The organism is Pseudomonas sp. TH49 (genome assembly GCF_016650625.1).
GTDB lineage: Bacteria > Pseudomonadota > Gammaproteobacteria > Pseudomonadales > Pseudomonadaceae > Aquipseudomonas > Aquipseudomonas fluorescens_H.
Map to the genome: position 1 here is coordinate 2,355,384 of NZ_JAEKFL010000002.1, position 23,565 is coordinate 2,378,948.

Below are 23,565 nucleotides of genomic sequence, written 5' to 3' on the forward strand. Positions count from 1 at the left end.
GGGCTTGCTCGCGAAGGCGTCTTGTCAGTCGACATCTCTATTGCCTGGTGCGCCGCTCCCACAGTTTTTGGTCGGTGTAGTGTCAGAAAGTATCGCCTGGCACACGAGCATTACTTTACGGATTGATTATCCCGGTTGAAATGCAATCCACTGTGGGAGCGGGCTTGCTCGCGAAGGCGTCTTGTCAGTCGACATCTCTATTGCCTGGTGCGCCGCTTTCGCGAGCAAGCCCGCTCCCACAGTTTTTGGTCGGTGTAGTGTCAGAAAGTATCGCCTGGCACACGAGCATTACTTTGCGGATTGATTATCCCGGTTGAAATGCAATTCACTGTGGGAGCGGGCTTGCTCGCGAAGGCGTCGTGTCAGTCGACATCTCTATTGCCTGGTGCGCCGCTTTCGCGAGCAAGCCCGCTCCCACAGTTTTTGTTCGGTGTAGTGTCAGAAAGTATCGCCTGGCACACGAGCATTACTTTGCGGATTGATTATCCCGGTTGAAATGCAATCCATTGTGGGAGCGGGCTTGCTCGCGAAGGCGTCGTGTCAGTCGATATCTCTGTTGCCTGATACGCCCCTTTCGCGAGCAAGCCCGCTCCCACAGTTTTTGTTCGGTGTAGTGTCAGAAAGTATCGCCTGGCACACGAGCATTACTTTGCGGATTGATTATCCCGGTTGAAATGCAATCCACTGTGGGAGCGGGCTTGCTCGCGAAGGCGTCGTGTCAGTCGACATCTCTATTGCCTGGTGCGCCGCTTTCGCGAGCAAGCCCGCTCCCACAGTTCTGTTCGGTGTTGGGTCAGAAGGCGTCGCCGGGGATGCGTACGTAGCCTTCCATGAGGACGCGTGCACTGCGGCTCATGATGGCTTTTTTCACCACCCACTCACCGTTTTCCAGGCTGGCCTCGGCGCCTACGCGCAGCGTCCCGGACGGATGGCCGAAGCGCACCGCGTTGCGTTCGACACCGCCCGCCGCGAGATTGACCAGAGTCCCGGAGATCGCTGCCGCTGTGCCGATTGCCACCGCCGCCGTGCCCATCATCGCGTGGTGCAATTTGCCCATCGACAATGCGCGCACCAGCAGATCCACATCACCGGCGGCAATCGCCTTGCCGCTGGACGCCACGTAATCCGCAGGCCTGGCAACGAACGCGACTTTCGGCGTGTGCTGTCGCTTGGCCGCTTCGTCCAGATTCGCAATCAGCCCCATGCGTAATGCACCGTAGGCGCGGATGGTTTCGAACATCTGCAGCGCTTTCGGATCGCCGTTGATCGCGCTCTGAAGCTCGGTGCCGGTGTAGCCGATGTCTGCGGCGTTGACGAAAATCGTCGGAATCCCGGCGTTGATCATGGTCGCCTTGAACGTGCCGACACCCGGCACTTCCAGCTCGTCGATCAGGTTACCGGTGGGGAACATCGAACCGCCGCCGCCCTCTTCTTCCGCTGCCGGGTCCATGAACTCCAGTTGCACTTCGGCGGCCGGAAAGGTCACGCCGTCGAGTTCGAAATCACCGGTTTCCTGCACTTCGCCGTTGCTGATCGGCACGTGGGCGATGATGGTCTTGCCGATGTTGGCCTGCCATACGCGCACCACCGCCACACCGTTGTGCGGAATGCGGCTGGCATCCACCAGACCGTTGCTGATGGCGAACGAACCGACCGCCGCCGAGAGGTTGCCGCAATTGCCGCTCCAGTCCACGAACGGCTTGTCGATGGAGACCTGACCGAACAGGTAATCGACGTCGTGATCGGCCCTGCTGCTTTTCGACAGGATCACGGTTTTGCTGGTGCTCGAAGTGGCACCGCCCATGCCGTCGATCTGTTTGTCGTAGGGGTCGGGGCTGCCGATTACCCGCAGCAGCAAGGCATCGCGGGCCGGGCCGGGAGTCTGCGCGGCTTCGGGCAGATCCTTGAGGCTGAAGAACACGCCTTTGCTGGTGCCGCCGCGCATGTAGGTGGCGGGGATTTTGATTTGTGGTGCGTGAGCCATGATGCTCCTTACCGAAGGCATGGGCGTGAAACCCCATGCCTACATCAGTTGATTTAAACGGCAACCGCCGACTCTTCGAGGAAGTCCTGGGCGAAGCGCTGCAACACGCCGCCGGCCTCGTAGATCGACACTTCTTCAGCGGTATCCAGACGGCAGGTCACCGGTACTTCAACGCGCTCGCCGTTCTTGCGGTGGATCACCAGCGTCAGATCGGCGCGCGGGGTGCGGGCGCCGATCACGTCGTAGGTTTCGCTGCCGTCGATGGCCAGCGTGTGCCGGTCAGTGCCCGGTTTGAACTCCAGCGGCAATACGCCCATGCCCACCAGATTGGTACGGTGGATGCGCTCGAAACCTTCGGCGACGATCGCTTCGACGCCCGCCAGCCGCACGCCCTTCGCCGCCCAGTCGCGGGACGAGCCCTGACCGTAGTCGGCGCCGGCAATGATGATCAGCGGCTGCTTGCGCTCCATGTAGGTTTCGATGGCTTCCCACATGCGCATCACTTTGCCTTCCGGCTCCACACGGGCCAGCGAGCCCTGTTTGACCTTGCCGTTTTCCACGACCATTTCGTTGAACAGTTTCGGGTTGGCGAAGGTGGCGCGCTGCGCGGTCAAGTGGTCGCCACGGTGCGTGGCGTAGGAGTTGAAGTCCTCTTCCGGCAGGCCCATTTTCGCCAGATATTCACCGGCGGCGCTGTCGAGCATGATCGCGTTCGAGGGCGACAGGTGATCGGTGGTGATGTTGTCCGGGAGCACCGCCAGCGGGCGCATGCCCTTGAGCGGCCGCGCGCCGGCCAGCGCACCTTCCCAATACGGCGGACGGCGGATGTAGGTACTCATCTCGCGCCAGTCGTACAGCGGCGTGACTTTCGGGCCAGTGTCTTCGTGGACAGCGAACATCGGGATGTAGACCTGCCGGAACTGCTCAGGCTTCACCGACGACTTCACCACCGCATCGATTTCTTCATCGCTCGGCCAGATGTCTTTCAGGCGGATTTCCTTGCCGTCGACCACGCCCAGCACATCCTTCTCAATGTCGAAACGGATGGTGCCGGCGATGGCGTAAGCGACCACCAGCGGCGGCGACGCGAGGAATGCCTGCTTGGCGTAGGGGTGGATGCGGCCGTCGAAGTTGCGGTTGCCGGAAAGCACGGCAGTCGCATACAGATCGCGGTCGATGATCTCTTGCTGAATCACCGGATCAAGTGCGCCGGACATGCCATTGCAGGTGGTGCAGGCAAACGCGACGACACCGAAACCAAGTTGCTCCAGCTCGGTGGTCAGCCCCGCTTCATCGAGGTACAGCGCCACGGTTTTCGAACCCGGCGCCAGCGAGGATTTGACCCACGGCTTGCGGGTCAGGCCAAGCTTGTTGGCATTGCGCGCCAAGAGGCCGGCGGCGATCACGTTGCGCGGGTTGCTGGTGTTGGTGCAACTGGTGATGGCGGCGATGATCACCGCGCCGTCGGGCATCTGCCCCGGCACGTCATCCCACTGCCCGGAGATGCCTTTGGCCGCCAGATCCGCTACCGCCACACGGGCGTGCGGATTACTCGGGCCGGCCATGTTGCGCACCACCGACGACAGATCGAAAGTCAGGCCACGCTCGTATTGCGCGCCTTTCAGGCTGTCGGCCCACAGGCCGTTGAGCCTGGCGTACTGCTCAACCAGCTGCACTTGCTGGTCTTCGCGACCGGTGAGTTTCAGGTAATCGATGGTCTGTTGATCGATGTAGAACATCGCGGCCGTGGCGCCGTATTCCGGGGCCATGTTGGAGATGGTCGCGCGGTCGCCGAGGGTCAGCGCGGACGCGCCTTCGCCGAAGAACTCCAGCCAGGCGCCGACGACTTTCTGTTTGCGCAGGTATTCGGTCAGCGCCAGCACCATGTCGGTGGCGGTGATGCCCGGTTGCAGCTTGCCGGTCAGTTCGACGCCGACGCTTTCCGGCAGGCGCATCCACGAGGCGCGGCCGAGCATCACGCTCTCGGCTTCGAGGCCGCCCACACCGATGGCGATCACGCCCAACGCATCGACATGCGGGGTGTGGCTGTCGGTGCCGACGCAGGTGTCGGGGAATGCCACGCCGTCGCGCACCTGAATCACCGGAGACATTTTCTCCAGGTTGATCTGGTGCATGATGCCGTTGCCTGGCGGGATCACGTCGACGTTCTTGAAGGCTTTTTTGGTCCAGTTGATGAAGTGGAAACGGTCTTCGTTACGGCGGTCTTCGATGGCGCGGTTCTTCTCGAAGGCCTGCTTGTCGAAACCGCCCGCTTCTACCGCCAGCGAGTGGTCGACGATCAGTTGCGTCGGCACCACCGGATTGACCTGCGCCGGGTCACCGCCCTGCTGGGCAATCGCATCGCGCAGGCCGGCGAGATCGACCAGTGCGGTCTGGCCGAGAATGTCGTGGCACACCACGCGCGCCGGGAACCACGGGAAGTCGAGGTCGCGCTTGCGCTCGATCAGCTGTTTCAGCGAATCGGTGAGCGTGGCCGGGTCGCAGCGACGCACGAGGTTTTCCGCCAGCACGCGGGAGGTATACGGCAGGGTGTCGTAGCTGCCGGGCTGAATCGCCTCGACCGCCGCACGGACGTCGAAATAATCCAGGGAACTGCCGGGCAGGTTTTTGCGGAATTCTGTGTTCATCGGGTCAGGACTCGGGTCACGGTAGTTTCAAAGGGTGGGGCCGACACCGGCACTGAAGTGGACTCGGTCAACTGTGGGAGGGGGCTTGCTCCCGAAGGCGGAGTGTCATTCAACGGATTTGTCGACTGATACACCGCATTCGCGTGCAAGCCCGCTCCCACATTGGTTCCCGGTTTATCCAGTTACCCGGGTGGCAGGTCCACCATTCAGCGACGTTCGATTGGCACGAACTTGCGCTGCTCAACGCCGATGTACTCGGCGCTTGGACGGATGATGCGGTTGTTGGCGCGCTGTTCGAACACGTGCGCGGCCCAGCCGGTCAGGCGCGAGCAGACGAAGATCGGCGTGAACAGCTTGGTCGGGATGCCCATGAAGTGGTACGCCGAGGCATGGTAGAAGTCGGCATTGGGGAATAGTTTTTTCTGCTCCCACATGGTCTTGTCGATGGCTTCGGAAACCGGAAACAACACCTTGTCCCCGACTTCGTCCGCGAGTTTTTTCGACCAGCCCTTGATCACCTCGTTACGCGGATCGCTGTCCTTATAGATCGCGTGACCGAAGCCCATGATCTTGTCCTTGCGCTCGAGCATGCCGAGGGTGCCTTTGATCGCCTCTTCCGGCGACGAGAAGCGCTCGATCATTTCCATCGCCGCTTCGTTGGCGCCGCCATGCAACGGGCCGCGCAGCGAGCCGATGGCCGCCGTGACGCAGGAATACAGATCAGACAGGGTCGATGCACAAACCCGCGCGGTGAAGGTCGAGGCGTTGAATTCGTGTTCGGCGTAAAGAATCAGCGACACGTTCATCACTTTGACGTGCAGTTCGCTCGGCTTCTTGTCGTGCAGCAGGTGCAGGAAGTGACCGCCGATGGTTGGCTCGTCGCTGACGCAGTTGATGCGTTTGCCGTCGTGGCTGAAGCGATACCAGTAGCACATGATCGCCGGGAATGCGGCCAGCAGACGGTCAGTCTTGTCGCGCTGTTCGGAGAAGTCTTTCTCCGGCTCGAGGTTGCCGAGGAACGAGCAACCGGTGCGCATCACGTCCATCGGATGGGCGTCGGCGGGGATGCGTTCCAGGACTTCTTTCAGTGCTTGCGGCAGGTCGCGCAGCTTGCTCAGCTTTTGCTGGTAGGCGTCGAGTTGTGCCTGGGTCGGCAGCTCGCCGTACAGCAGCAGATAAGCCACTTCTTCGAACTGCGCGTCTGCTGCCAGTTCACGCACGTCGTAGCCGCGATAGGTCAGCCCGGCACCGGCCTGGCCCACGGTGGACAGTGCGGTTTGCCCGGCAACCTGGCCCCGGAGCCCGGCGCCACTGAGTACTTTTGCTTCGGCCATTGCTGTCTCCAATTTTCTTGAATTTGTAGGGGAAACGTGTGGGAGCGGGCTTGCTCGCGAAAGCGCTGGATCAGTCGACATCAATGTTGGATATCAGTCCGTCTTCGCGAGCAAGCCCGCTCCCACAGGGTTTAATTCAGCCTTTCTTCTGTGCAAACAACGCATCGAGCTTCTGCTCGAAGGTGTGGTAGTCGATGCGATCGTAAAGCTCCATGCGCGTCTGCATGGTGTCGATGACATTCTGCTGGGTGCCGTCGCGACGGATCGCGGTGTAGACGTTTTCCGCGGCCTTGTTCATCGCGCGGAACGCCGACAGCGGGTACAGCACCAGCGACACGTCGGCGTCGGCCAACTGCTCGGTGGTGTACAGCGGCGTCGAGCCGAACTCGGTGATGTTGGCGAGGATCGGCGCCTTCACCCGGTTGGCGAACAGCTTGTACATCTCAAGTTCAGTGATGGCTTCCGGGAAGATCATGTCGGCGCCGGCCTCGATGCACGCGGCGGCGCGATCCAGTGCCGATTCCAGACCTTCAACCGCCAGCGCGTCAGTCCGCGCCATGATCACGAAGCTGTCGTCGGTGCGGGCATCGACCGCGGCTTTGATGCGGTCGACCATTTCCTGCTGGGTAACGATTTCCTTGTTCGGACGGTGGCCGCAGCGCTTGGCGCCGACCTGGTCTTCGATGTGAATCGCCGCGGCGCCGAACTTGATCATCGACTTCACGGTGCGCGCCACGTTGAACGCCGAGGCGCCGAAACCGGTGTCGACGTCCACCAGCAGCGGCAGGTCGCAGACGTCGGTGATGCGCCGCACGTCGGTCAGCACGTCATCCAGGCCGGTGATGCCCAGGTCCGGCACGCCGAGCGAGCCTGCGGCCACCCCGCCACCGGACAGGTAGATCGCCTTGAACCCGGCGCGCTTGGCCAGCAGCGCGTGGTTGGCGTTGATCGCGCCGACCACCTGCAATGGATGCTCGCTGGCGACCGCATCGCGGAAACGCTGGCCTGGAGTGTTCTGCTTGGAACTCATGACTCACCTCGTTCAGTGGCTGTCTTATTGTCGGCGCCGTCCTGGTAATGACGGGCGATGTTGCGTTTCGAGGCGCCGATGTGACGGCGCATCAGCAATTCCGCGAGCTCCCCGTCACGGTCGGCGATAGCATCGAGAATCCGGTGGTGTTCGGCGAAGGCCTGACGCGGCCGGTTCGGCGTGGTGGAAAACTGGATGCGGTACATGCGCACCAGTTGATACAGCTCGCCGCAGAGCATCTGGGTCAGGGTGCGGTTGCCGCTGCCCTGGATGATCCGGTAGTGAAAGTCGAAATCGCCTTCCTGCTGGTAGTAGCCGACACCGGCCTGGAACGCGGCGTCGCGCTCGTGGGTTTCCAACACCCGGCGCAATTCGTCGATGTCTTCGACGCTCATGCGCTCGGCCGCCAGCCGACAGGCCATGCCTTCAAGGGATTCGCGGATTTCGTAGAGTTCGAGCAATTCGGCGTGACTGAGCGACACCACCCGCGCGCCGACATGCGGTACGCGCACCAGCAGACGCTGGCCTTCGAGTCGGTGGATGGCTTCGCGTAGTGGTCCGCGACTGATGCCGTAGGTGCGCGCCAGCTCGGGCTCGGAGATCTTGCTGCCCGGGGCAATCTCGCCCTTGACGATGGCCGCCTGGATGCGCCGGAAGACGTTTTCCGAGAGCGTCTCGGAATCGTCGCCGCTGATGACCGGGGGATCGAGTTGATCCAGCATATTGTCGACACCTTTAAATCCAATGCGGCAAAAACTAGCCAATTCGCCCACATCAGTCAAAGGATAAATACGCATTGTCGACAATCGTCTAATAAACCTCCTTGACTACCCCAAGGGTTATAGACCGGTGCGGGCGCTGGCGCCATAAAACCACCGTGCTAGAATGCCGCCCGCATTTGCTGGCCTTTTGTACGGCTTGTCATAAAAAGCTGATAGGCACACGAAGGAGCTTGCGCAGTTTTGCCAGGAACCTGAACCGAAAACGGAACGCTGCGCACCAGGATTTATGAGACTCAAGCCCTTCCCCACATTTTTTGCGCTGTTTTGCCTGCCCGGCCTCGCCACGGCGGGGGAAAAAACCGTGTACGGCCTCAACGAATATGCAGCGCTTGATGGCATCAATCTGGAAGTCGCGGCCAAACTCGACACCGGCGCCAAGACCGCCTCGCTGAGTGCCCGCGACATCAAACGCTTCAAACGTAACGGCGAGTCCTGGGTGCGCTTCTACCTGGCGATCGACGCTGCGCATTCGCACCCGATCGAGCGGCCGCTGGCCCGCGTCAGCAAGATCAAGCGCCGCGCCGGCGACTACGACCCGGAAGAAGGCAAGCAATACACGGCCCGCCCGGTGATCGAACTGGATATCTGCATGGGCACGGCGCTGCGCAGCATCGAAGTGAACCTGACCGACCGTAGTGCGTTCCAATACCCGCTTTTGATCGGCTCCGAAGCGCTGAAACGCTTCGATGCGCTGGTCGACCCCAGTCTTAAATACGCTGCCGGCAAACCCGCCTGCACCATCGCCGCTCATACCGCCGAGTAATTTCCATGCGTTCTCTAACCTTCCACCTGAAAATCCTGATCACCATTCTGGTGCTCCTGGGCGTTTCGGTTACGGCCTATCAGATTTTCGTGCTCGGCATTCCGGTGACCGAAGACGCCACCGACGACCTGTGGAATATCGACGCCAAAGTCGAGTTCGTCGCCAGTACCAAGGACCCGGTGAAGGTGCAGATGTTCGTGCCACCGCTGAGCCGCGATTACGTCAGCCTCAACGAAAGCTTCATCTCCAATAACTACGGCGTTGCCGTGAACCGCGTTGACGGCAACCGCAAGGTCACCTGGTCGGCGCGCCGGGCCAAGGGCAACCAGACCCTTTATTACCGTCTGGTGCTGACCAAACGCTACACCGCAGAAAAATCCAAGATCAAAGGCCCGACCTTCCGCGACAGCATCGCTATCGAAGGCCCGGAAAAAATCGCCGCCGAAGCCTTGCTCGCGCCGATCCGCCAGCACTCGGCCGACGTCGAAACCTTCATCGGCGAAGCGATCAAACGCGTCAACAACGCCAACGATGACAACGTCAAACTGCTGCTGGCCGGCGACCCGTCGACCGCGCATAAAGCGAAAATCGTCGAGCTGCTGCTGTCCATCGCTCACGTGCCGGTAGAAAAAGTCCACACCATCCGCCTCGTCGCCGATCAACCGCAAACCCCGGAACTGTGGCTGCGCAGTTTCAACGGCAACGACTGGCTGTACTTCAACCCGGAAACCGGCGAGCAAGGCCTGCCGACCGACCGCCTGCTGTGGTGGACCGGTGATGAAAACCTGATCACCATCGAGGGCGCGAAGAAAGCCAACGTGACCTTCAGCCTGAACAACAGCGAGATGAACGCGATTCGTCTGGCCAAGCTGACCGACGAAAACACTGACGCCAACTTCCTCGAATACTCGCTGTATGGCCTGCCGCTGCAGACCCAGCAGACGTTCATGATCATGGTGATGATCCCGATCGGCGTGCTGGTGATCCTGATCCTGCGTAACCTGATCGGCCTGCAGACCCTCGGCACCTTCACCCCGGTGCTGATCGCCCTGGCCTTCCGCGAAACGCAATTGGGCTTCGGCATCCTGCTGTTTACCGTGATCACCGCGCTGGGCCTGTCATTACGTTCGTACCTGGAACACCTGAAGCTGCAAATGCTGCCGCGTCTGTCGGTGGTGTTGACCTTCGTGGTGGTGCTGATTGCCGCCATCAGTCTGTTCAGCCACAAGCTGGGTCTGGAGCGCGGTCTGTCGGTGGCGCTGTTCCCGATGGTGATTCTGACCATGACCATCGAACGCCTGTCGATCACCTGGGAAGAACGCGGCGCCAGCCATGCCATGAAAGTGGCGATTGGCACCCTGTTCGCCGCCTCGCTGGCGCACCTGATCATGACCGTGCCGGAGCTGGTGTACTTCGTGTTCACCTTCCCGGCGATTCTGCTGATTCTGGTGGGTTTCATGCTGGCCATGGGTCGCTATCGCGGTTATCGCCTGACCGAACTCGTGCGTTTCAAGGCTTTCCTGAAGAAGGCTGACGCCTGATGTTCGGTTTCTGGAAGACCTGGAAGGCGCTGGAAGCCCGGGGCATCATGGGCATCAATCGGCGTAACGCCGACTACGTGCTCAAGTACAACAAGCGCAGTCTGTACCCGATCGTCGATGACAAGATCATCACCAAGGAACGCGCCATCGCTGCCGGCATTCACGTGCCGGAGCTGTACGGCGTGATCTCCACGGAGAAGGAAATCGACAAGCTCGACGCGATCATCGGCGGGCACAACGACTTCGTGATCAAGCCCGCCCAGGGCGCCGGCGGTGACGGCATCATCGTCATCGCCGACCGCTTCGAGGGCCGCTATCGCACGGTCTCGGGCAAGATCCTCGCCCACGAAGAACTCGAGCATCACATCTCGAGCATCCTCACCGGCCTGTATTCGCTGGGCGGTCACCGCGACCGCGCACTGATCGAATACCGGGTGACCCCGGATCAGATCTTCAAGAGCATCAGCTACGAAGGCGTGCCGGACATCCGTATCATCGTGCTGATGGGCTACCCGGTGATGGCCATGCTGCGCCTGCCGACCCGTCAGTCCGGCGGCAAGGCCAACCTGCACCAGGGCGCCATCGGTGTCGGTGTCGATCTGGCCACCGGCCTGACCCTGCGCGGTACCTGGCTGAACAACATCATCAACAAACACCCCGACACCACCAACGCGGTGGACGGCGTGCAACTGCCCTACTGGGATGGTTTCATGAAACTCGCCGCCGGCTGCTACGAGCTGTGCGGGCTGGGTTACATCGGCGTGGACATGGTACTGGACCAGGAAAAAGGCCCGCTGATTCTCGAGCTGAATGCGCGACCGGGGCTGAATATCCAGATTGCCAACGATTGCGGACTGACCCAACGTACGCACGCGGTCGAGGCACATCTGGAAGCGCTGAAGGCGCGTGGGGTGACGGAGTCAGTTGAAGAACGGGTGGCGTTTACTCAGGAGATGTTTGGGCATATTCCGGCGGTCGAGGGCTGATCAGGCACCGAGGCGCGGCCATCGCGAGCAGGCTCACTCCTACAGGGGAACGCATTCCAAATTGTAGGAGTGAGCCTGCTCGCGATAGCGGACTTACCGCCACCACAAGACTCAACCCTGCCCCAATCTGCTCATCCCCGACATCCCCTCTAGGAGCAATCCCCCCAGAGGACTACAATCCCCACCCCGCCTCGATGGCCGATCTGCCCCGCCCATGTTGACCTGTTCCGTACACCCGCTGCCCTACCGCGCCAACCCCGCCGACTACTTCGCGGCTATCCGCCATGCGCCCGGCGCCGTGCTGCTCGACAGCGGCCGGCCGAGTGCCGACCGTGGCCGTTATGACCTGCTCAGCGCCTGGCCGCTGGAACAACTGGCGGTGTTGCCCGACGAAAGCGGCAGCCTGTTCCTGCAACGCCTGCGGGATAATCTGAGCCGTCTGGGCGAAGCGCAATTGCCTGCGGAATATCAACTGCCGTTCGCCGGCGGCCTGATCGGCTATCTGAGCTACGACTTCGGTCGGCATCTGGAACACCTGCCGAGCCAGGCTCGGGATGATCTGCAATTGCCCGACGCGCGGTTCGGTCTGTACGACTGGGCGCTGATCAGCGATCACCAGACCGCCACCAGCCAACTGGTATTTCACCCGTCACTGGCCGCCAGCGAACGGCAACGGCTGATCGCACTGTTCAGCCAGCCGACCTCAGCGACGCTGACGCCGTTCAAGCTGAACACGCCGATGACCGCCGACCTGTCGGCCGATGACTATCGCCAGGCGCTGGAACGCATTCATCAATACATTCAGGCCGGCGACTGCTATCAGGTCAACTTCGCCCAGCGTTTCCGTGCGCCGTGTCAGGGCGACCCGTGGCTGGCCTATTGCGCGTTGCGCGAGGCCTGCCCGACGCCGTTTTCCGGCTTCCAGAGCCTGCCCGACGGCGACGCAGTGTTGAGTTTGTCGCCGGAGCGTTTCGTCAGAGTCAGCCAACGACAAGTGGAAACCCGCCCGATCAAGGGCACCCGCCCGCGTGGCCTGACGCCCGCCGAAGACGCGGCCAACGCCGCCGAACTGCTGGCCAGCCCCAAGGATCGCGCGGAGAACCTGATGATCGTCGACCTGCTGCGCAACGACCTCGGCCGCACTTGTCGCATCGGCTCGGTGCGGGTGCCGGAGCTGTTCAGTCTGGAAAGCTATCCGAATGTGCATCATCTGGTCAGCAGCGTGACCGGTGAACTGGCCGAGGATCGCGACGCACTGGACCTGATCGCCGGCAGCTTCCCCGGTGGCTCGATCACCGGCGCACCGAAGATTCGCGCGATGCAGATCATCGATGAACTGGAACCAACCCGGCGCGGGTTGTATTGCGGCTCGTTGCTTTATCTGGACGTACGCGGCGAGATGGACAGCTCCATCGCGATTCGCAGTCTGTTGGTCAAGGATGGGCAGGTGTGCTGCTGGGGTGGTGGCGGGATCGTGGCCGACTCGGATTGGCAGGCGGAGTATCAGGAGTCGATTACCAAAGTGAAGGTTCTGCTCGATACCCTGCAAAACCTATAAGTTTTTGTGGCGAGGGAGCTTGCTCCCGCTGGAGTGCGAAGCGCTCCCCAAAATCTTACGACTGCTGCGCAGCCGAGCGGGAGCAAGCTCCCTCACCACAATGTTGTAATTACAAACTCAAATCCCGGTTCGAGGCCTTGAGGAATTCCTGCTTCAGCTCGGCAAAGCTGTGCACCGCCGGAAACTGCGGGAACTCGCGAATCACGTTGTCCGGCGCATGGAACAGAATCCCCGCATCCGCCTCGCCCAGCATGCTTGTGTCGTTATACGAATCGCCCGCCGCAATCACTCGGTAATACAGGCTCTTGAACGCCAGCACCGACTGACGCTTGGGATCTTTCTGACGCAATTGATAGCTGGTCACCCGGCCGCTGTCATCAGTGATCAGGCGATGGCATAGCAAGGTCGGAAAGCCCAGTTGACGCATCAGCGGCTGGGAAAATTCGTAGAAAGTGTCCGAGAGAATCACTACCTGGAAGCGCTCGCGCAGCCAGTCAACGAATTCCACCGCGCCGTCCAGCGGCTTGAGGGTGGCGATCACTTCCTGAATGTCCGAGAGCTTCAGGCCATGCTCGTCGAGGATGCGCAGACGCTGCTTCATCAACACGTCGTAATCGGGAATGTCCCGGGTGGTGGCCTTGAGGGATTCGATTCCGGTTTTTTCGGCAAAGGCGATCCAGATTTCCGGTACCAGTACCCCTTCAAGATCCAGGCAAGCAATTTCCACAAGACACTCCCGTTTGTAGTGATTATTGAGTCGAGCGAGCCCGAACTCTAGCGACTCCCCCGCGACCACGCAACGCAGCAGGCACACTCTACCCCGCCGCTTTTTGTTAACATCGCCGCCATATAGAGCGCCCAGCGCCACCGACCTGTAGGAAGCCGCCCTGATGAGCCCAACGTTCGATGTCGTGGAACTCGCCACGACCTATGCCAACAAATCCGCCCAGGACATCCTGAAACTCGCCTTCGCCGAGTTCGGTGACGAGTTGTGGATATCTTTCAGTGGCGCCGAGGATGTGGTGCTGGTGGACATGGCCTGGAAGCTGAACAAGAACGTCAAGGTGTTCAGCCTCGACACCGGCCGCCTGCACCCGGAAACCTATCGCTTCATCGATCAAGTGCGTGAGCACTACAAGATCGATATAGAACTGGTGTCGCCGGACTACACAAAGCTGGAACCGTTCGTGAAGGAAAAAGGCCTGTTCAGTTTCTATAAAGATGGCCATGGCGAATGCTGCGGCATCCGCAAGATCGAACCACTGCGCCGCAAACTGTCCGGTGTCAAAGCCTGGGCCACCGGCCAGCGCCGCGACCAGAGCCCGGGTACCCGCAGCGCCGTGGCGGTGCTGGAAATCGACACCGCGTTCTCCACGCCCGAGCGCACCCTGTACAAATTCAACCCGCTGGCACAGATGACCAGCGAAGAGATCTGGGGCTACATCCGCATGCTTGAGCTGCCGTACAACAGCCTGCATGAACGCGGCTTCATCAGCATCGGTTGCGAACCGTGCACTCGTCCGGTCCTGCCAAACCAGCACGAGCGCGAAGGCCGCTGGTGGTGGGAAGAGGCGACGCAGAAAGAATGCGGGCTGCATGCGGGGAATATCATCAGCAAGGCGTAAATCTCCGCCCCAATGATGTCCCCTGTGGGAGCGGGCTTGCTCGCGAAAGCGGTCTGTCAGTCACCGGATTTGTTGATTGGTAAAACGCCTTCGCGAGCAAGCCCGCTCCCACATTTGCTTTGTGGTGCCATGAAAAAAATGTGTACACACGAATGTCACCATCGGTGCCATTTATGTGTGCACTTTTTGTTTTCGCGCCCTGAAAAGTTACATCCCTGCTGAACGCCCCTCTGCTTTGCCTCCTCCGCAAAATCCCCCGTAAAAAATAAATACCTGTTCAATTGGTCAATTTATAACCGCTTACTTTCAAGCACTTAGCATTCTTCGATAACTTTTCGAAATGAGCAGCGCGCTCCATAGACCGCTAACTGGCACAGATCTGGCTTTAGTGCATACATGTTTTGTATACAAAACTGCAAAACATCAATCCACACTTTCGATCCGCAAGCCTGAAGCGCCCTATCCCGTACAGGCTGCAGATGCCCCGTAACCAGTGATGTCTGCTGGCCGCGACGAAGATTTGTCGAGCCTGAGCGCTCATGCACAGTCATCGCGGCCCCGCCCATCAGGAGCCTGCCGGAATGCGTACAAGTCTCTCCAACAACATCGCGCTGAATCTGCCCGCCTCTGCCCTCGACCAGCCATTGCCCCACGATGGTCTGACTGAACAGTTACAACTGAGCCCCCGTCTGCACAACCGCGATCTGGCGCCGACCAAGGCCGAGGGTCGGCGTTGGGGCAAGTACAGCATTTTTGCCCTGTGGACCAACGATGTGCACAACATCGCCAACTACTCGTTCGCCATCGGTCTGTACGCGCTGGGCCTGGGGGGCTGGCAGATTCTCCTGTCGCTGGGGATCGGCGCGGCGCTGGTGTACTTCTTCATGAACCTGTCCGGCTACATGGGGCAGAAAACCGGGGTGCCGTTTCCGGTGATCAGCCGGATCAGTTTCGGCATCCACGGCGCGCAGATTCCGGCATTGATCCGCGCGGTGATCGCCATCGCCTGGTTCGGGATTCAGACGTATCTGGCGTCGGTGGTGTTTCGCGTGCTGCTGACAGCGATTCACCCCGGTTTCGCCGATTACGACCACAACTCGATCCTCGGCCTGTCGTCGCTGGGCTGGGTGTGTTTCGTGGCGATCTGGTTCGTGCAGCTGGCGATTCTCGCCTACGGCATGGAAATGGTTCGCCGTTACGAGGCTTTTGCCGGCCCGGTGATTCTGCTGACCGTCGCCGCCCTCGCCGCGTGGATGTACACCCAGGCCAACGCCACGATTGCCTGGTCGATCCGCGAACCGCTGAGCGGTGGCGAGATGTGGCGCAACATCTTTGCCGGCGGCGCCTTGTGGCTGGCGATCTACGGCACGCTGATCCTCAATTTCTGCGACTTCGCCCGCTCCTCGCCGTGCCGCAAGACCATCAAGATCGGCAACTTCTGGGGCCTGCCGGTGAACATTCTGGTGTTCGCCACCATCACCGTCCTGCTTTGCGGTGCGCAATTTCAAATCAATGGGCGAATCATCGAAAGCCCGACCGAAATCATCGCTTCGATCCCCAACACGTTTTTCCTGGTACTGGGTTGCCTGGCGTTCCTGATCGTCACCGTGGCGGTGAACATCATGGCCAACTTCGTCGCCCCGGCGTTCGTCCTCAGCAACCTGGCGCCGAAGTACCTGACCTTCCGCCGCGCCGGGCTGATCAGCGCGACCATCGCCGTGCTGATCCTGCCGTGGAACCTCTATAACAGCCCGCTGGTGATCGTGTATTTCCTCTCCGGCCTCGGCGCCCTGCTCGGCCCGTTGTACGGGGTGATCATGGTCGACTACTGGTTGATCCGCAGAGGCCGGATCAACGTCCCGCAGTTGTACAGCGAAGATCCCAACGGCGCTTATTACTACAGCCGTGGAGTGAATTTCCGTGCCGTGGCGGCGTTCATTCCGGCAGCGTTGATCGCCATCGTCCTGGCGCTGGTGCCGGGCTTCCACAGCATCTCGCCGTTCTCCTGGCTGGTGGGCGCCGGCATTGCCGCGATGCTCTACCTGATCATCGCCAAACGCCAACCGCACTACGCCGACGTCAACGGCGAATCGATCGCCGTCGACAACGTCAGCCATTAACTTCCTTGCGGCCCGGATTTGGGCCGCTGAACTGCCCGCAATAAGGACTTCCCATGCGTATTCTTGTGGTCAACGTCAACACCACCGAATCCATCACCCAGGCCATCGCCCGCTCGGCGCAAGCGGTCGCTGCCCCGGGTACGGAAATCGTCGGCCTGACGCCGTTCTTCGGCGCCGATTCGGTGGAAGGCAATTTCGAAAGTTATCTGGCGGCCATCGCCGTGATGGATCGGGTGATGTCCTACGATCAACCGTTCGACGCGGTGATTCAGGCCGGCTATGGCGAACACGGTCGCGAAGGCTTGCAGGAATTGCTCAACGTGCCAGTGGTGGACATCACCGACGCCGCCGCCAGCACCGCGATGTTTCTCGGCCACGCCTATTCAGTGGTGACCACGCTGGATCGCACCGTGCCGCTGATCGAGGATCGGCTGAAGTTGTCGGGCCTGTGGGATCGCTGCGCGTCGGTGCGAGCCAGTGGCCTGGCGGTGCTGGAGCTGGAACATGAACCGCAACGGGCACTGGAAGCCATCGTGCAGCAGGCGGAACTGGCGGTGACCCAGGACAAGGCCGAAGTGATTTGTCTGGGCTGCGGCGGCATGGCCGGGCTGGATGAACAGATTCGTCGCCGCACCGGAGTGCCGGTGGTGGATGGCGTGACGGCAGCGGTGACCATTGCTGAATCGCTGGTGCGGCTGAGGTTGTCGACGTCCAAAGTGCGGACTTACGCGACACCACGGCCGAAGCAGATTATTGGCTGGGCGGAGCGGTTTGCTCGCTGAGTTCACAGACGAATACCGAGTCGTATCCTTCGCGAGCAAGCCCGCTCCCACATTGGATCTGTGGCGTTCACAAATCCAATGTGGGAGCGGGCTTGCTCGCGAATGGGTCAACTCGGTGCCACGTCTTGCTCAGAAAGCACTGAACCGCCGAGCCAACCCCTGCTGCGCAAACTGCTCAATCACAAAATCGACAAACGCCCGAGTCTTGCCCGGCAACAATTTATGCTCGGCGTAATAGATCGAAATGTTGCCGTCATCGATGTACCAGTCCGGCAGCACGCGCTGCAAGGTGCCCGCCTCGAGATAACCCACAGCAAACGGCATGCTCACCAGTGCGATCCCCAACCCCTGTGCTGCCGTGGCGCAGGCGGCTTCGGAGTCACTCATGGTCATGCGCGTCTTGAGGATCAAGGGCTGACAGAGCTGACTGCCGCCACTGATCAACTGCCAGGAGCGCACCCGACCGGTTTGCGGCGAACGAATCAGGATGCCATCGTGATGTTGCAGGTCATCCGGCTCGGCGATCGCCTCGTGCTGTTGCAGATAGTCCGCAGACGCCACCAACACGCGATGCGCGGGTGTCAATTTGCGTGCGACGACGCCTTGAGGCAACTCAAATCCCCCGCCAATCGCTGCATCGAAACCCTGCCCAATCAAATCGACCTGACGGTTATCAAAATGCCAGTCCGGGTTGATCGCCGGAAACCGACGAAGAAACTCTTGCAGTAGCGGCACAACGTACAAACGCCCGAACACCGTGCCCATGCTGACTTTCAACGTGCCCGCCGGCAGTCCTTCCACACTCGAAAGATTGGCCACCGCATTCTGAATCGTCGTCAGACTGCCGCTGACCTGACTCAAAAACAGCTGACCGGCCTCGGTCAGGGTCAGGCTGCGTGTACTACGCTGGAACAGCCGTACACCGAGCCGCACCTCGAGCTTCGCCACACTCTTGCCAACGGCGGCCGGGGTCAGGCTCAAGCGCCGGGCGGCTTCGGCAAAGCTGCCGACTTCGGCGCTGCGCACGAAGCATTCGATACTGCTGAAAGTTTCCATGATCGCCACTATAAACTTCTGGTTTACACAGACTATAGCAATCATGGTCTACACGGTTGTCGATGCGAGGCCGATACTCGGCTCCAACAACAAGGCACCCTGCCTTGAATTCTCTGGAGATCGAACATGACCACTCAACACCTCAGCGGCAAAGTCGCTCTGATTCAAGGCGGTTCCCGCGGCATCGGCGCCGCCATCGTCAAACGTCTGGCTGCTGAAGGCGCCGCTGTCGCTTTCACCTACGTCAGCTCCACCGCCAAGGCCGAAGAGTTGCAGAACAGCATCACCGCCACCGGCGGCAAAGCTTTGGCGATCAAGGCCGACAGCGCCGATGAAGCCGCTATCCGCAACGCCGTCAGCGCCACCGTCGAAGCCTTTGGCCGCCTGGATATTCTGGTGAACAACGCTGGGGTCCTGGCCATCGCACCGCTGGAAGATTTCAAACTGGAAGACTTCGACCAGACCCTGGCGATTAACGTGCGCAGCGTGTTCATCGCTTCTCAGGAAGCCGCCAAGCACATGGGCGAAGGCTCGCGCATCGTCAACATCGGCAGCACCAACGCCGACCGCATGCCCTTCGGCGGTGGCGGTGTGTACGCGATGAGCAAATCGGCCCTGGTCGGTCTGACCAAAGGCCTGGCCCGCGACCTCGGCCCGCGCGGCATCACCATCAACAACGTGCAACCCGGCCCGGTCGACACTGACATGAACCCGGCCCATGGCGAATTCGCCGAGAGCCTGATCCCGCTGATGGCGGTGGGCCGTTACGGCACCGCCGATGAAATCGCCGGTTTCGTCGCTTATCTGGTAGGCCCGGAGGCCGGTTACATCACCGGTGCCAGCCTGACCATCGACGGTGGTTTTGGCGCCTGATTGCGCTGAATCCCGGGTACAAAAAACGCCGCGCCTCTTTGCAGAGGGCGGCGTTTTTCATGCGTGCTTATCGGCTGATCAAGCCCAATCCAGCGCTGGCAAACCGCAGGCACTCGGGGTGAACGCCTTGAGCGTGCGCAGAATCCCGTCGGCATGCGCGTATTTTTCATCAGCCATGGCTGCATCCGGAATCGCAATGGCGGTCATCCCCGCCGCTTTGGCTGCTGTGACGCCAAACGGCGAATCCTCGAACACCAGACAATCTTCAGGTGCAACACCCAGACGCCGGGCAGCGGTGAGGAAGATGTCCGGCGCCGGTTTCGCCGCGCTGACTTCCGGGTCATCCGCCGTGACGATGAAATCGAACAGCGCAAACCAGTCACGGTGCAAGGTGGTTTTCTGGCCGAACGACTGCCGCGACGAACTGGTGCCTACGGCGATCGGAATGTTGTGCGCCTTGAGGTGGCGAATCAGCTCCTCCGCGCCCGGCATCGCCTGGGCCTTGGGAAAGCGCTCACGCATCAGTGGCTCGCGGATCACCAGAAACTCTTCGGCGCTGATCGGCAGATCCAGCGCCTGCACCACGTAGTTCGCCAGATCATTGGCCCCGCGACCGATGATGTTCTGTTTGATGCTCCAGTCGAAAGTCCGCCCGTAACGCTCGGCGATGAGCGAGGTGACCTCGGTGTAGATGCCTTCGGTGTCCAGCAGCAGACCGTCCATGTCGAAAATCACGGCCTTGATCGGGCCAAACGCCTTCATCGGTGCATTCATCATCGGATCCGTTATCAAAAACATCCCGGGCGGCGCAACTGGCGCCGCGGCGCGGATCTGATTAATGGGTTCAGCAGCATAGCGAGGCCAGTGGACATTGAGCAACGGGCAATGTTTAGCCCGTGGAATGACTCGCTGATATTTAGCGAAACGCCCTACAGCTAACGCCTGCTTTCCCTACTTCTTTTTTGATCCCCCGAAAAGTCCGCGCACCTCTTTCACGCGGAATTTTAAGACTTTGGCGGAACAAGAAATCGAACGCCGCGGTGAAATAACGGATGAAATTCAATATGAACTGCACGACTTAGGGTGCGCCATTCACTTCTCATCAGAATCAGTGAGACTGTTTTATCGACCTTGACCTCGCGAGCAAACCGATCCGAATCAAAGGGCCTGAAGTACAGGCCCCGGATATTGAAATTCAGTGCGCTACCGCGCTCGACTATCAAGACAACTTATTGCTCATCCTCATCCTCTTCATACTCCATATCCGCCTCATCCGCATCATTCAACGGCACCGTCGCATCATCCATCAACGACCCCGGATCCTCGTTCCCAGGATCATTGATAAACGGCAGACCGCTCGGGCCTTTTTCTTCCTTGCCTTCTGTTTCGGGAGTCATGGCAAACCTCTGCAGCTTGTGGGTTGTATAACGTTCGAAAAGTCCTACAGCCAATCGTTCCAGAGTCCGGCCGCCAGACACAAAAAACCCGGCGCGAGGCCGGGTTTGTTTTCGGTATTCAATCAATGGTGGCGGTTTTTATGTTTGTACTTGTTGTGCTTGTGGCCACCGCCGGAATGCCCCTTCCCGCCGTCGCCACCCAGATTGTTACCCACCGCACCACCGGCCGCGCCGCCCAATCCGGCACCAATGGCGGAACCGGTGGAGCCGCCCAAGCTGTTGCCGACCACTGAGCCGCCGGCTGCGCCGAGGCCACCGCCGATGGCGGCTTCAGTGCGATTGTGTTTATTCGCTCCGACCGCGCCACCCGCCGCGCCGCCTACACCTGCGCCGACCGCCGCACCGGTGCTGCCGCCGAGCTGGCCACCGACCACATTCCCGAGCACACCGCCAAGTCCGCCACCGACGGCGGCGCTGCCATCGCCGGCGGCCATCGCGCCTTGAGCGACCAGTAATCCGAAAAACAGTGCAGACAATGACAAACGCATTTGAACCTCACAGTTCCCGAATCGGGACGGTATGCCCACAGGGGCTCGTGTCAACTTTGAGAGGTTTTCCGGGAAAACGTTCAGCCATGAAAAAGCCCGGCATCGAGCCGAGCTTTTTCTGACAAGCGCTCGGTATCAGTGGCGCTTGTGACCTTTGGACAGGTTGGTGCCCACCGCACCACCCGCAGCGCCACCAAGGCCTGCGCCAATGGTCGCGCCATTTCTGCCGCCCAGGCTGTTGCCGATCACCGAACCACCGGCCGCGCCAACACCACCGCCGATAGCTGCTTTGGTCCGGCTGCCCTTGCCGGCTGCCATGGCACTGCCGGCCGCGCCTGCAACACCGGCACCAATCGCTGCGCCCGTGCTGCCGCCCATTTTCTGACCGACCACATTACCCAGCGCGCCACCCAGTCCGCCGCCGAGTGCAGCAGTGCCTTCACCGGCGACCGCACCTTGAGCAACCAGAAGCCCCAGAACCAGAGCAGGCAATGTTAGACGCATGAAAAAACCTCAAAAATAGGGAGATCAAAAGGGGCCGAGATTGAATGCTGCCGACGCGCTGAAGTCCAGAGAATTCAGCTGCCGCCGCGCACTTGGCGCCGATTTGACAGCGATTTCGCAAAAGGTTTTATCGCAGGCAAAAAAAAGCCCGCTGGGGAGACGGGCTGGAGACTTGCTTTCTAACGGATGGCTTCACCCTACGTCTGTGGACGTGAAAAGTTTGTGAAAAAATTCAGAATTTACCCCGTCGCTTGTAGGAGATTTCCCTACATAAACATCGGGCATAAAAAACCCCGTTCATAGACGGGGTCGTTCTGTCATCTATCACTTTCTTGATCGTGCCGAGACCTTCGGAAGAAACTTGGCTTTCGGCCCCTTGGGCGCGGTGGACTTGATCTTGCCGGTCTGAACCGGATCCTCGCCAAAGCCCGCCTGATACTCCGTCTGGCCGCAGCGGACGCAGTTGTTGAATGAAAATTCGGCACCATCGTCTTCGATATACGGATCAGTCATAGCCTCTCCCCTTCGTAATAGATCGATACCGGCAAAGCCTTTTGCCTGAAAAAATATCGACCTCCAAGACTTTTGAGACTAGCCGGTCATTACTGGACTTGTGGTTCAGATCGACTGATGCCCGACGAATGGCCTACATCCTTTCAACACCGGAACGAGCCATCGGTCTCATAGCGCTAAAGATTCCCGGCGACAGGCCGTTGCCCTCTTGCCTACAAATGAATCTCAAGGAGAGAACATGAAAATCAACGGATTCCCGGAAATGCCGGTCGTAAAACTCACGGACGAACAAATCGCTGCCGGCAAAGCCGCCGGTGAAAAATTCAAGGAAAAGCTCGCTTCAGGCGACATCACCATCACCTACCCGGACAAACCGATTCTGACCCCTGGCGTCATCTACCACCCGAGTCAGCCCGCCGATCCGACGCCCTCCACCGGCACCCCGCCGCTGGTAGCGATCGATACGCCACTGACCTATGACGCCCATGGGCTTGTCATCCTCAAGCCACAGGGCTGACCGAAGGCAAAAAGCAAAAAGCCCATTCATCATCTGAATGGGCTCGCTTGAAAACGGCGACTGCATCAACGCAACTTGACCGCCGTGCCCGTCGCGAACACGACAACCATACCGCCCTTGCCCGCTGGCATGCTGATCTCGAAATCCAGCCCGACCACCGCATCCGCCTGCAACGCCCGCGCCCGCTCCTTGATCTCGTCAGTCGCCTGAACCCGCGCCTCTTTCAATGCACGCTCGAGCGTCTGAGAGCGCCCGCCAAAAAAGTCGCGCATGCCGGCAAATAGGTCACGGATCACATTGACACCCTGCACCGACTCCGCGCTGACAATGTCCAGGTACGCGGTGATCTGTCGGCCTTCGATGGCGTGAGTGGTGGAGATGATCATGGGAACAGTCCTTTTTTCTACGGATAAAGCGGCGATTGTAATCCGCTATGGCAAATCAGGCTGAGCACTTGCACACATGTCTTCCGTGACGGATTAAAATCCAGATGCCAGAAACCGCCCGATTGCGATTTTCGCGAAGTCGGCCCCCGGTTTATAAGGGTTTCAGGGCGATAGTTAGCGCGCAAGCGTTCCCATGGCAGTCCCATGAATTTGCGGGGCAGTCGAACACCCAAAGGGCCAGAGAGGGATACCCGTTTTTTCAGGAACGGCATCGGAAAAAGGTAATTTCGGTAACTCAATCAATAGACCGACCTGAGAGCCTTGATTTAACTGGCCTGCGAGGGATTGGCACGAGGTAATTTTTAAGTAATGTATAGGTAAGGTTATTACCTTCTAAGGAGGTAATTTTTTTATTTATTCACCCCTTATAAATCAGTCACTTACGCTCACATTACCTTTTTCATTACTCAAAATTACTTGCTGAAGTAATCCAGTAAAGCCAATGAATACGGGGCTTCCAGCGATCTACCGATACCCGAGTTACCACATTACTCTTTTCCGACTGCGCTCCTAAAAATCAGCGCCTGACGGCGCCTCATGTCTGACGAACAAACGAGC

The 23,565-nt window shown here is 59.9% G+C and carries 22 protein-coding genes; 9 read left to right on the top strand and 13 right to left on the bottom strand.

What is annotated here, in order from left to right; all coding sequences use genetic code 11:
• Positions 1-793: 793 nt before the first annotated feature.
• From prpF to JFU48_RS27625, 5 genes are all read right to left on the bottom strand, one after another.
• Positions 794-1,984, bottom strand: coding sequence for a 2-methylaconitate cis-trans isomerase PrpF (gene prpF / locus JFU48_RS27605; RefSeq protein WP_201138290.1), 1,191 nt, complete (start codon positions 1,982-1,984; stop codon positions 794-796).
• 53 nt (positions 1,985-2,037) lie between these two features.
• Complete coding sequence (gene acnD, locus JFU48_RS27610) at positions 2,038-4,632, bottom strand: Fe/S-dependent 2-methylisocitrate dehydratase AcnD (RefSeq protein ID WP_201138291.1); 2,595 nt, start codon at positions 4,630-4,632, stop codon at positions 2,038-2,040.
• A gap of 206 nt (positions 4,633-4,838) precedes the next feature.
• Positions 4,839-5,966, bottom strand: coding sequence for a bifunctional 2-methylcitrate synthase/citrate synthase (prpC, locus tag JFU48_RS27615; RefSeq protein ID WP_003223270.1), 1,128 nt, complete (start codon positions 5,964-5,966; stop codon positions 4,839-4,841).
• 136 nt (positions 5,967-6,102) lie between these two features.
• On the bottom strand, positions 6,103-6,996 hold the full coding sequence (prpB, locus tag JFU48_RS27620; RefSeq protein WP_103521141.1) for a methylisocitrate lyase: 894 nt from the start codon (positions 6,994-6,996) through the stop codon (positions 6,103-6,105).
• Positions 6,993-7,715, bottom strand: coding sequence for a GntR family transcriptional regulator (locus tag JFU48_RS27625; protein ID WP_174377155.1), 723 nt, complete (start codon positions 7,713-7,715; stop codon positions 6,993-6,995). The genes prpB and JFU48_RS27625 overlap by 4 nt, the downstream gene beginning before the upstream one ends.
• A gap of 289 nt (positions 7,716-8,004) precedes the next feature.
• On the opposite strand from JFU48_RS27625, the gene rloA reads away from it, so the two are divergent.
• The 4 genes from rloA (at position 8,005) to pabB (ending at position 12,626) form a co-directional block, all read left to right on the top strand.
• On the top strand, positions 8,005-8,541 hold the full coding sequence (rloA, locus tag JFU48_RS27630; RefSeq protein WP_103484623.1) for a retropepsin-like aspartic peptidase RloA: 537 nt from the start codon (positions 8,005-8,007) through the stop codon (positions 8,539-8,541).
• A 5-nt stretch (positions 8,542-8,546) separates the two neighbouring features.
• Positions 8,547-10,082, top strand: a complete 1,536-nt coding sequence (gene rloB / locus JFU48_RS27635) for an osmotic stress tolerance membrane protein RloB (protein WP_003223266.1) — start codon at positions 8,547-8,549, stop codon at positions 10,080-10,082.
• A complete protein-coding gene (locus JFU48_RS27640) occupies positions 10,082-11,068 on the top strand; it encodes an alpha-L-glutamate ligase-like protein (RefSeq protein ID WP_123463668.1) in 987 nt (328 codons plus the stop codon). The genes rloB and JFU48_RS27640 overlap by 1 nt, the downstream gene beginning before the upstream one ends.
• 214 nt (positions 11,069-11,282) lie before the next feature.
• Positions 11,283-12,626, top strand: coding sequence for an aminodeoxychorismate synthase component I (pabB, locus tag JFU48_RS27645; RefSeq protein WP_003223263.1), 1,344 nt, complete (start codon positions 11,283-11,285; stop codon positions 12,624-12,626).
• A gap of 109 nt (positions 12,627-12,735) precedes the next feature.
• Here the strand turns inward: pabB and thrH are convergent, their stop codons facing one another.
• The gene (gene thrH, locus JFU48_RS27650) at positions 12,736-13,353 is read right to left on the bottom strand and encodes a bifunctional phosphoserine phosphatase/homoserine phosphotransferase ThrH (RefSeq protein ID WP_003223261.1); all 618 of its coding nucleotides are present in this window, start codon (positions 13,351-13,353) and stop codon (positions 12,736-12,738) included.
• Positions 13,354-13,516: 163 nt separating this feature from the next.
• Between thrH and JFU48_RS27655 the strand changes: the two genes are divergently transcribed.
• The 3 genes from JFU48_RS27655 to JFU48_RS27665 all read left to right on the top strand — a co-directional run bounded on the left by JFU48_RS27655 (position 13,517) and on the right by JFU48_RS27665 (position 17,153).
• Positions 13,517-14,251 (top strand): phosphoadenylyl-sulfate reductase, encoded by a 735-nt coding sequence (locus tag JFU48_RS27655; protein ID WP_003223260.1) that lies wholly within the window; start codon positions 13,517-13,519, stop codon positions 14,249-14,251.
• Between the two features lie 581 nt (positions 14,252-14,832).
• Positions 14,833-16,371 carry an NCS1 family nucleobase:cation symporter-1 gene (locus JFU48_RS27660; RefSeq protein ID WP_201138292.1) on the top strand — a complete coding sequence of 513 codons (1,539 nt, stop codon included), beginning with the start codon at positions 14,833-14,835 and terminating at the stop codon, positions 16,369-16,371.
• 53 nt (positions 16,372-16,424) lie between these two features.
• The gene (locus JFU48_RS27665) at positions 16,425-17,153 is read left to right on the top strand and encodes an aspartate/glutamate racemase family protein (protein ID WP_003223258.1); all 729 of its coding nucleotides are present in this window, start codon (positions 16,425-16,427) and stop codon (positions 17,151-17,153) included.
• A 129-nt stretch (positions 17,154-17,282) separates the two neighbouring features.
• Here JFU48_RS27665 and JFU48_RS27670 read toward each other — a convergent pair whose 3' ends face one another.
• Positions 17,283-18,209 (bottom strand): LysR family transcriptional regulator, encoded by a 927-nt coding sequence (locus JFU48_RS27670; RefSeq protein ID WP_201138293.1) that lies wholly within the window; start codon positions 18,207-18,209, stop codon positions 17,283-17,285.
• Between the two features lie 126 nt (positions 18,210-18,335).
• On the opposite strand from JFU48_RS27670, the gene JFU48_RS27675 reads away from it, so the two are divergent.
• Positions 18,336-19,082: a 3-oxoacyl-ACP reductase family protein gene (locus JFU48_RS27675; RefSeq protein WP_003223256.1), complete on the top strand. Its 747-nt coding sequence runs from the start codon at positions 18,336-18,338 to the stop codon at positions 19,080-19,082.
• Between the two features lie 78 nt (positions 19,083-19,160).
• On the opposite strand, the gene JFU48_RS27680 is transcribed toward JFU48_RS27675, so the two are convergent.
• The 5 genes from JFU48_RS27680 to JFU48_RS27700 form a co-directional block, all read right to left on the bottom strand.
• Entirely contained in the window at positions 19,161-19,856 is a 696-nt protein-coding gene (locus JFU48_RS27680; protein ID WP_201138294.1) for an HAD-IA family hydrolase, read from the bottom strand.
• A gap of 455 nt (positions 19,857-20,311) precedes the next feature.
• Positions 20,312-20,479, bottom strand: a complete 168-nt coding sequence (locus JFU48_RS27685) for a hypothetical protein (protein ID WP_003223252.1) — start codon at positions 20,477-20,479, stop codon at positions 20,312-20,314.
• 122 nt (positions 20,480-20,601) lie between these two features.
• Positions 20,602-21,027, bottom strand: coding sequence for a YMGG-like glycine zipper-containing protein (locus JFU48_RS27690; RefSeq protein ID WP_103485841.1), 426 nt, complete (start codon positions 21,025-21,027; stop codon positions 20,602-20,604).
• 135 nt (positions 21,028-21,162) lie between these two features.
• The gene (locus JFU48_RS27695) at positions 21,163-21,531 is read right to left on the bottom strand and encodes a hypothetical protein (RefSeq protein WP_045122356.1); all 369 of its coding nucleotides are present in this window, start codon (positions 21,529-21,531) and stop codon (positions 21,163-21,165) included.
• Positions 21,532-21,855: 324 nt separating this feature from the next.
• Positions 21,856-22,044 carry a hypothetical protein gene (locus JFU48_RS27700; RefSeq protein ID WP_103521257.1) on the bottom strand — a complete coding sequence of 63 codons (189 nt, stop codon included), beginning with the start codon at positions 22,042-22,044 and terminating at the stop codon, positions 21,856-21,858.
• A gap of 238 nt (positions 22,045-22,282) precedes the next feature.
• Between JFU48_RS27700 and JFU48_RS27705 the strand changes: the two genes are divergently transcribed.
• Positions 22,283-22,561 carry a hypothetical protein gene (locus JFU48_RS27705; protein ID WP_064586734.1) on the top strand — a complete coding sequence of 93 codons (279 nt, stop codon included), beginning with the start codon at positions 22,283-22,285 and terminating at the stop codon, positions 22,559-22,561.
• A 65-nt stretch (positions 22,562-22,626) separates the two neighbouring features.
• Here JFU48_RS27705 and JFU48_RS27710 read toward each other — a convergent pair whose 3' ends face one another.
• Positions 22,627-22,947: a YbjQ family protein gene (locus JFU48_RS27710; RefSeq protein WP_007960724.1), complete on the bottom strand. Its 321-nt coding sequence runs from the start codon at positions 22,945-22,947 to the stop codon at positions 22,627-22,629.
• Positions 22,948-23,565 lie beyond the last annotated feature (618 nt).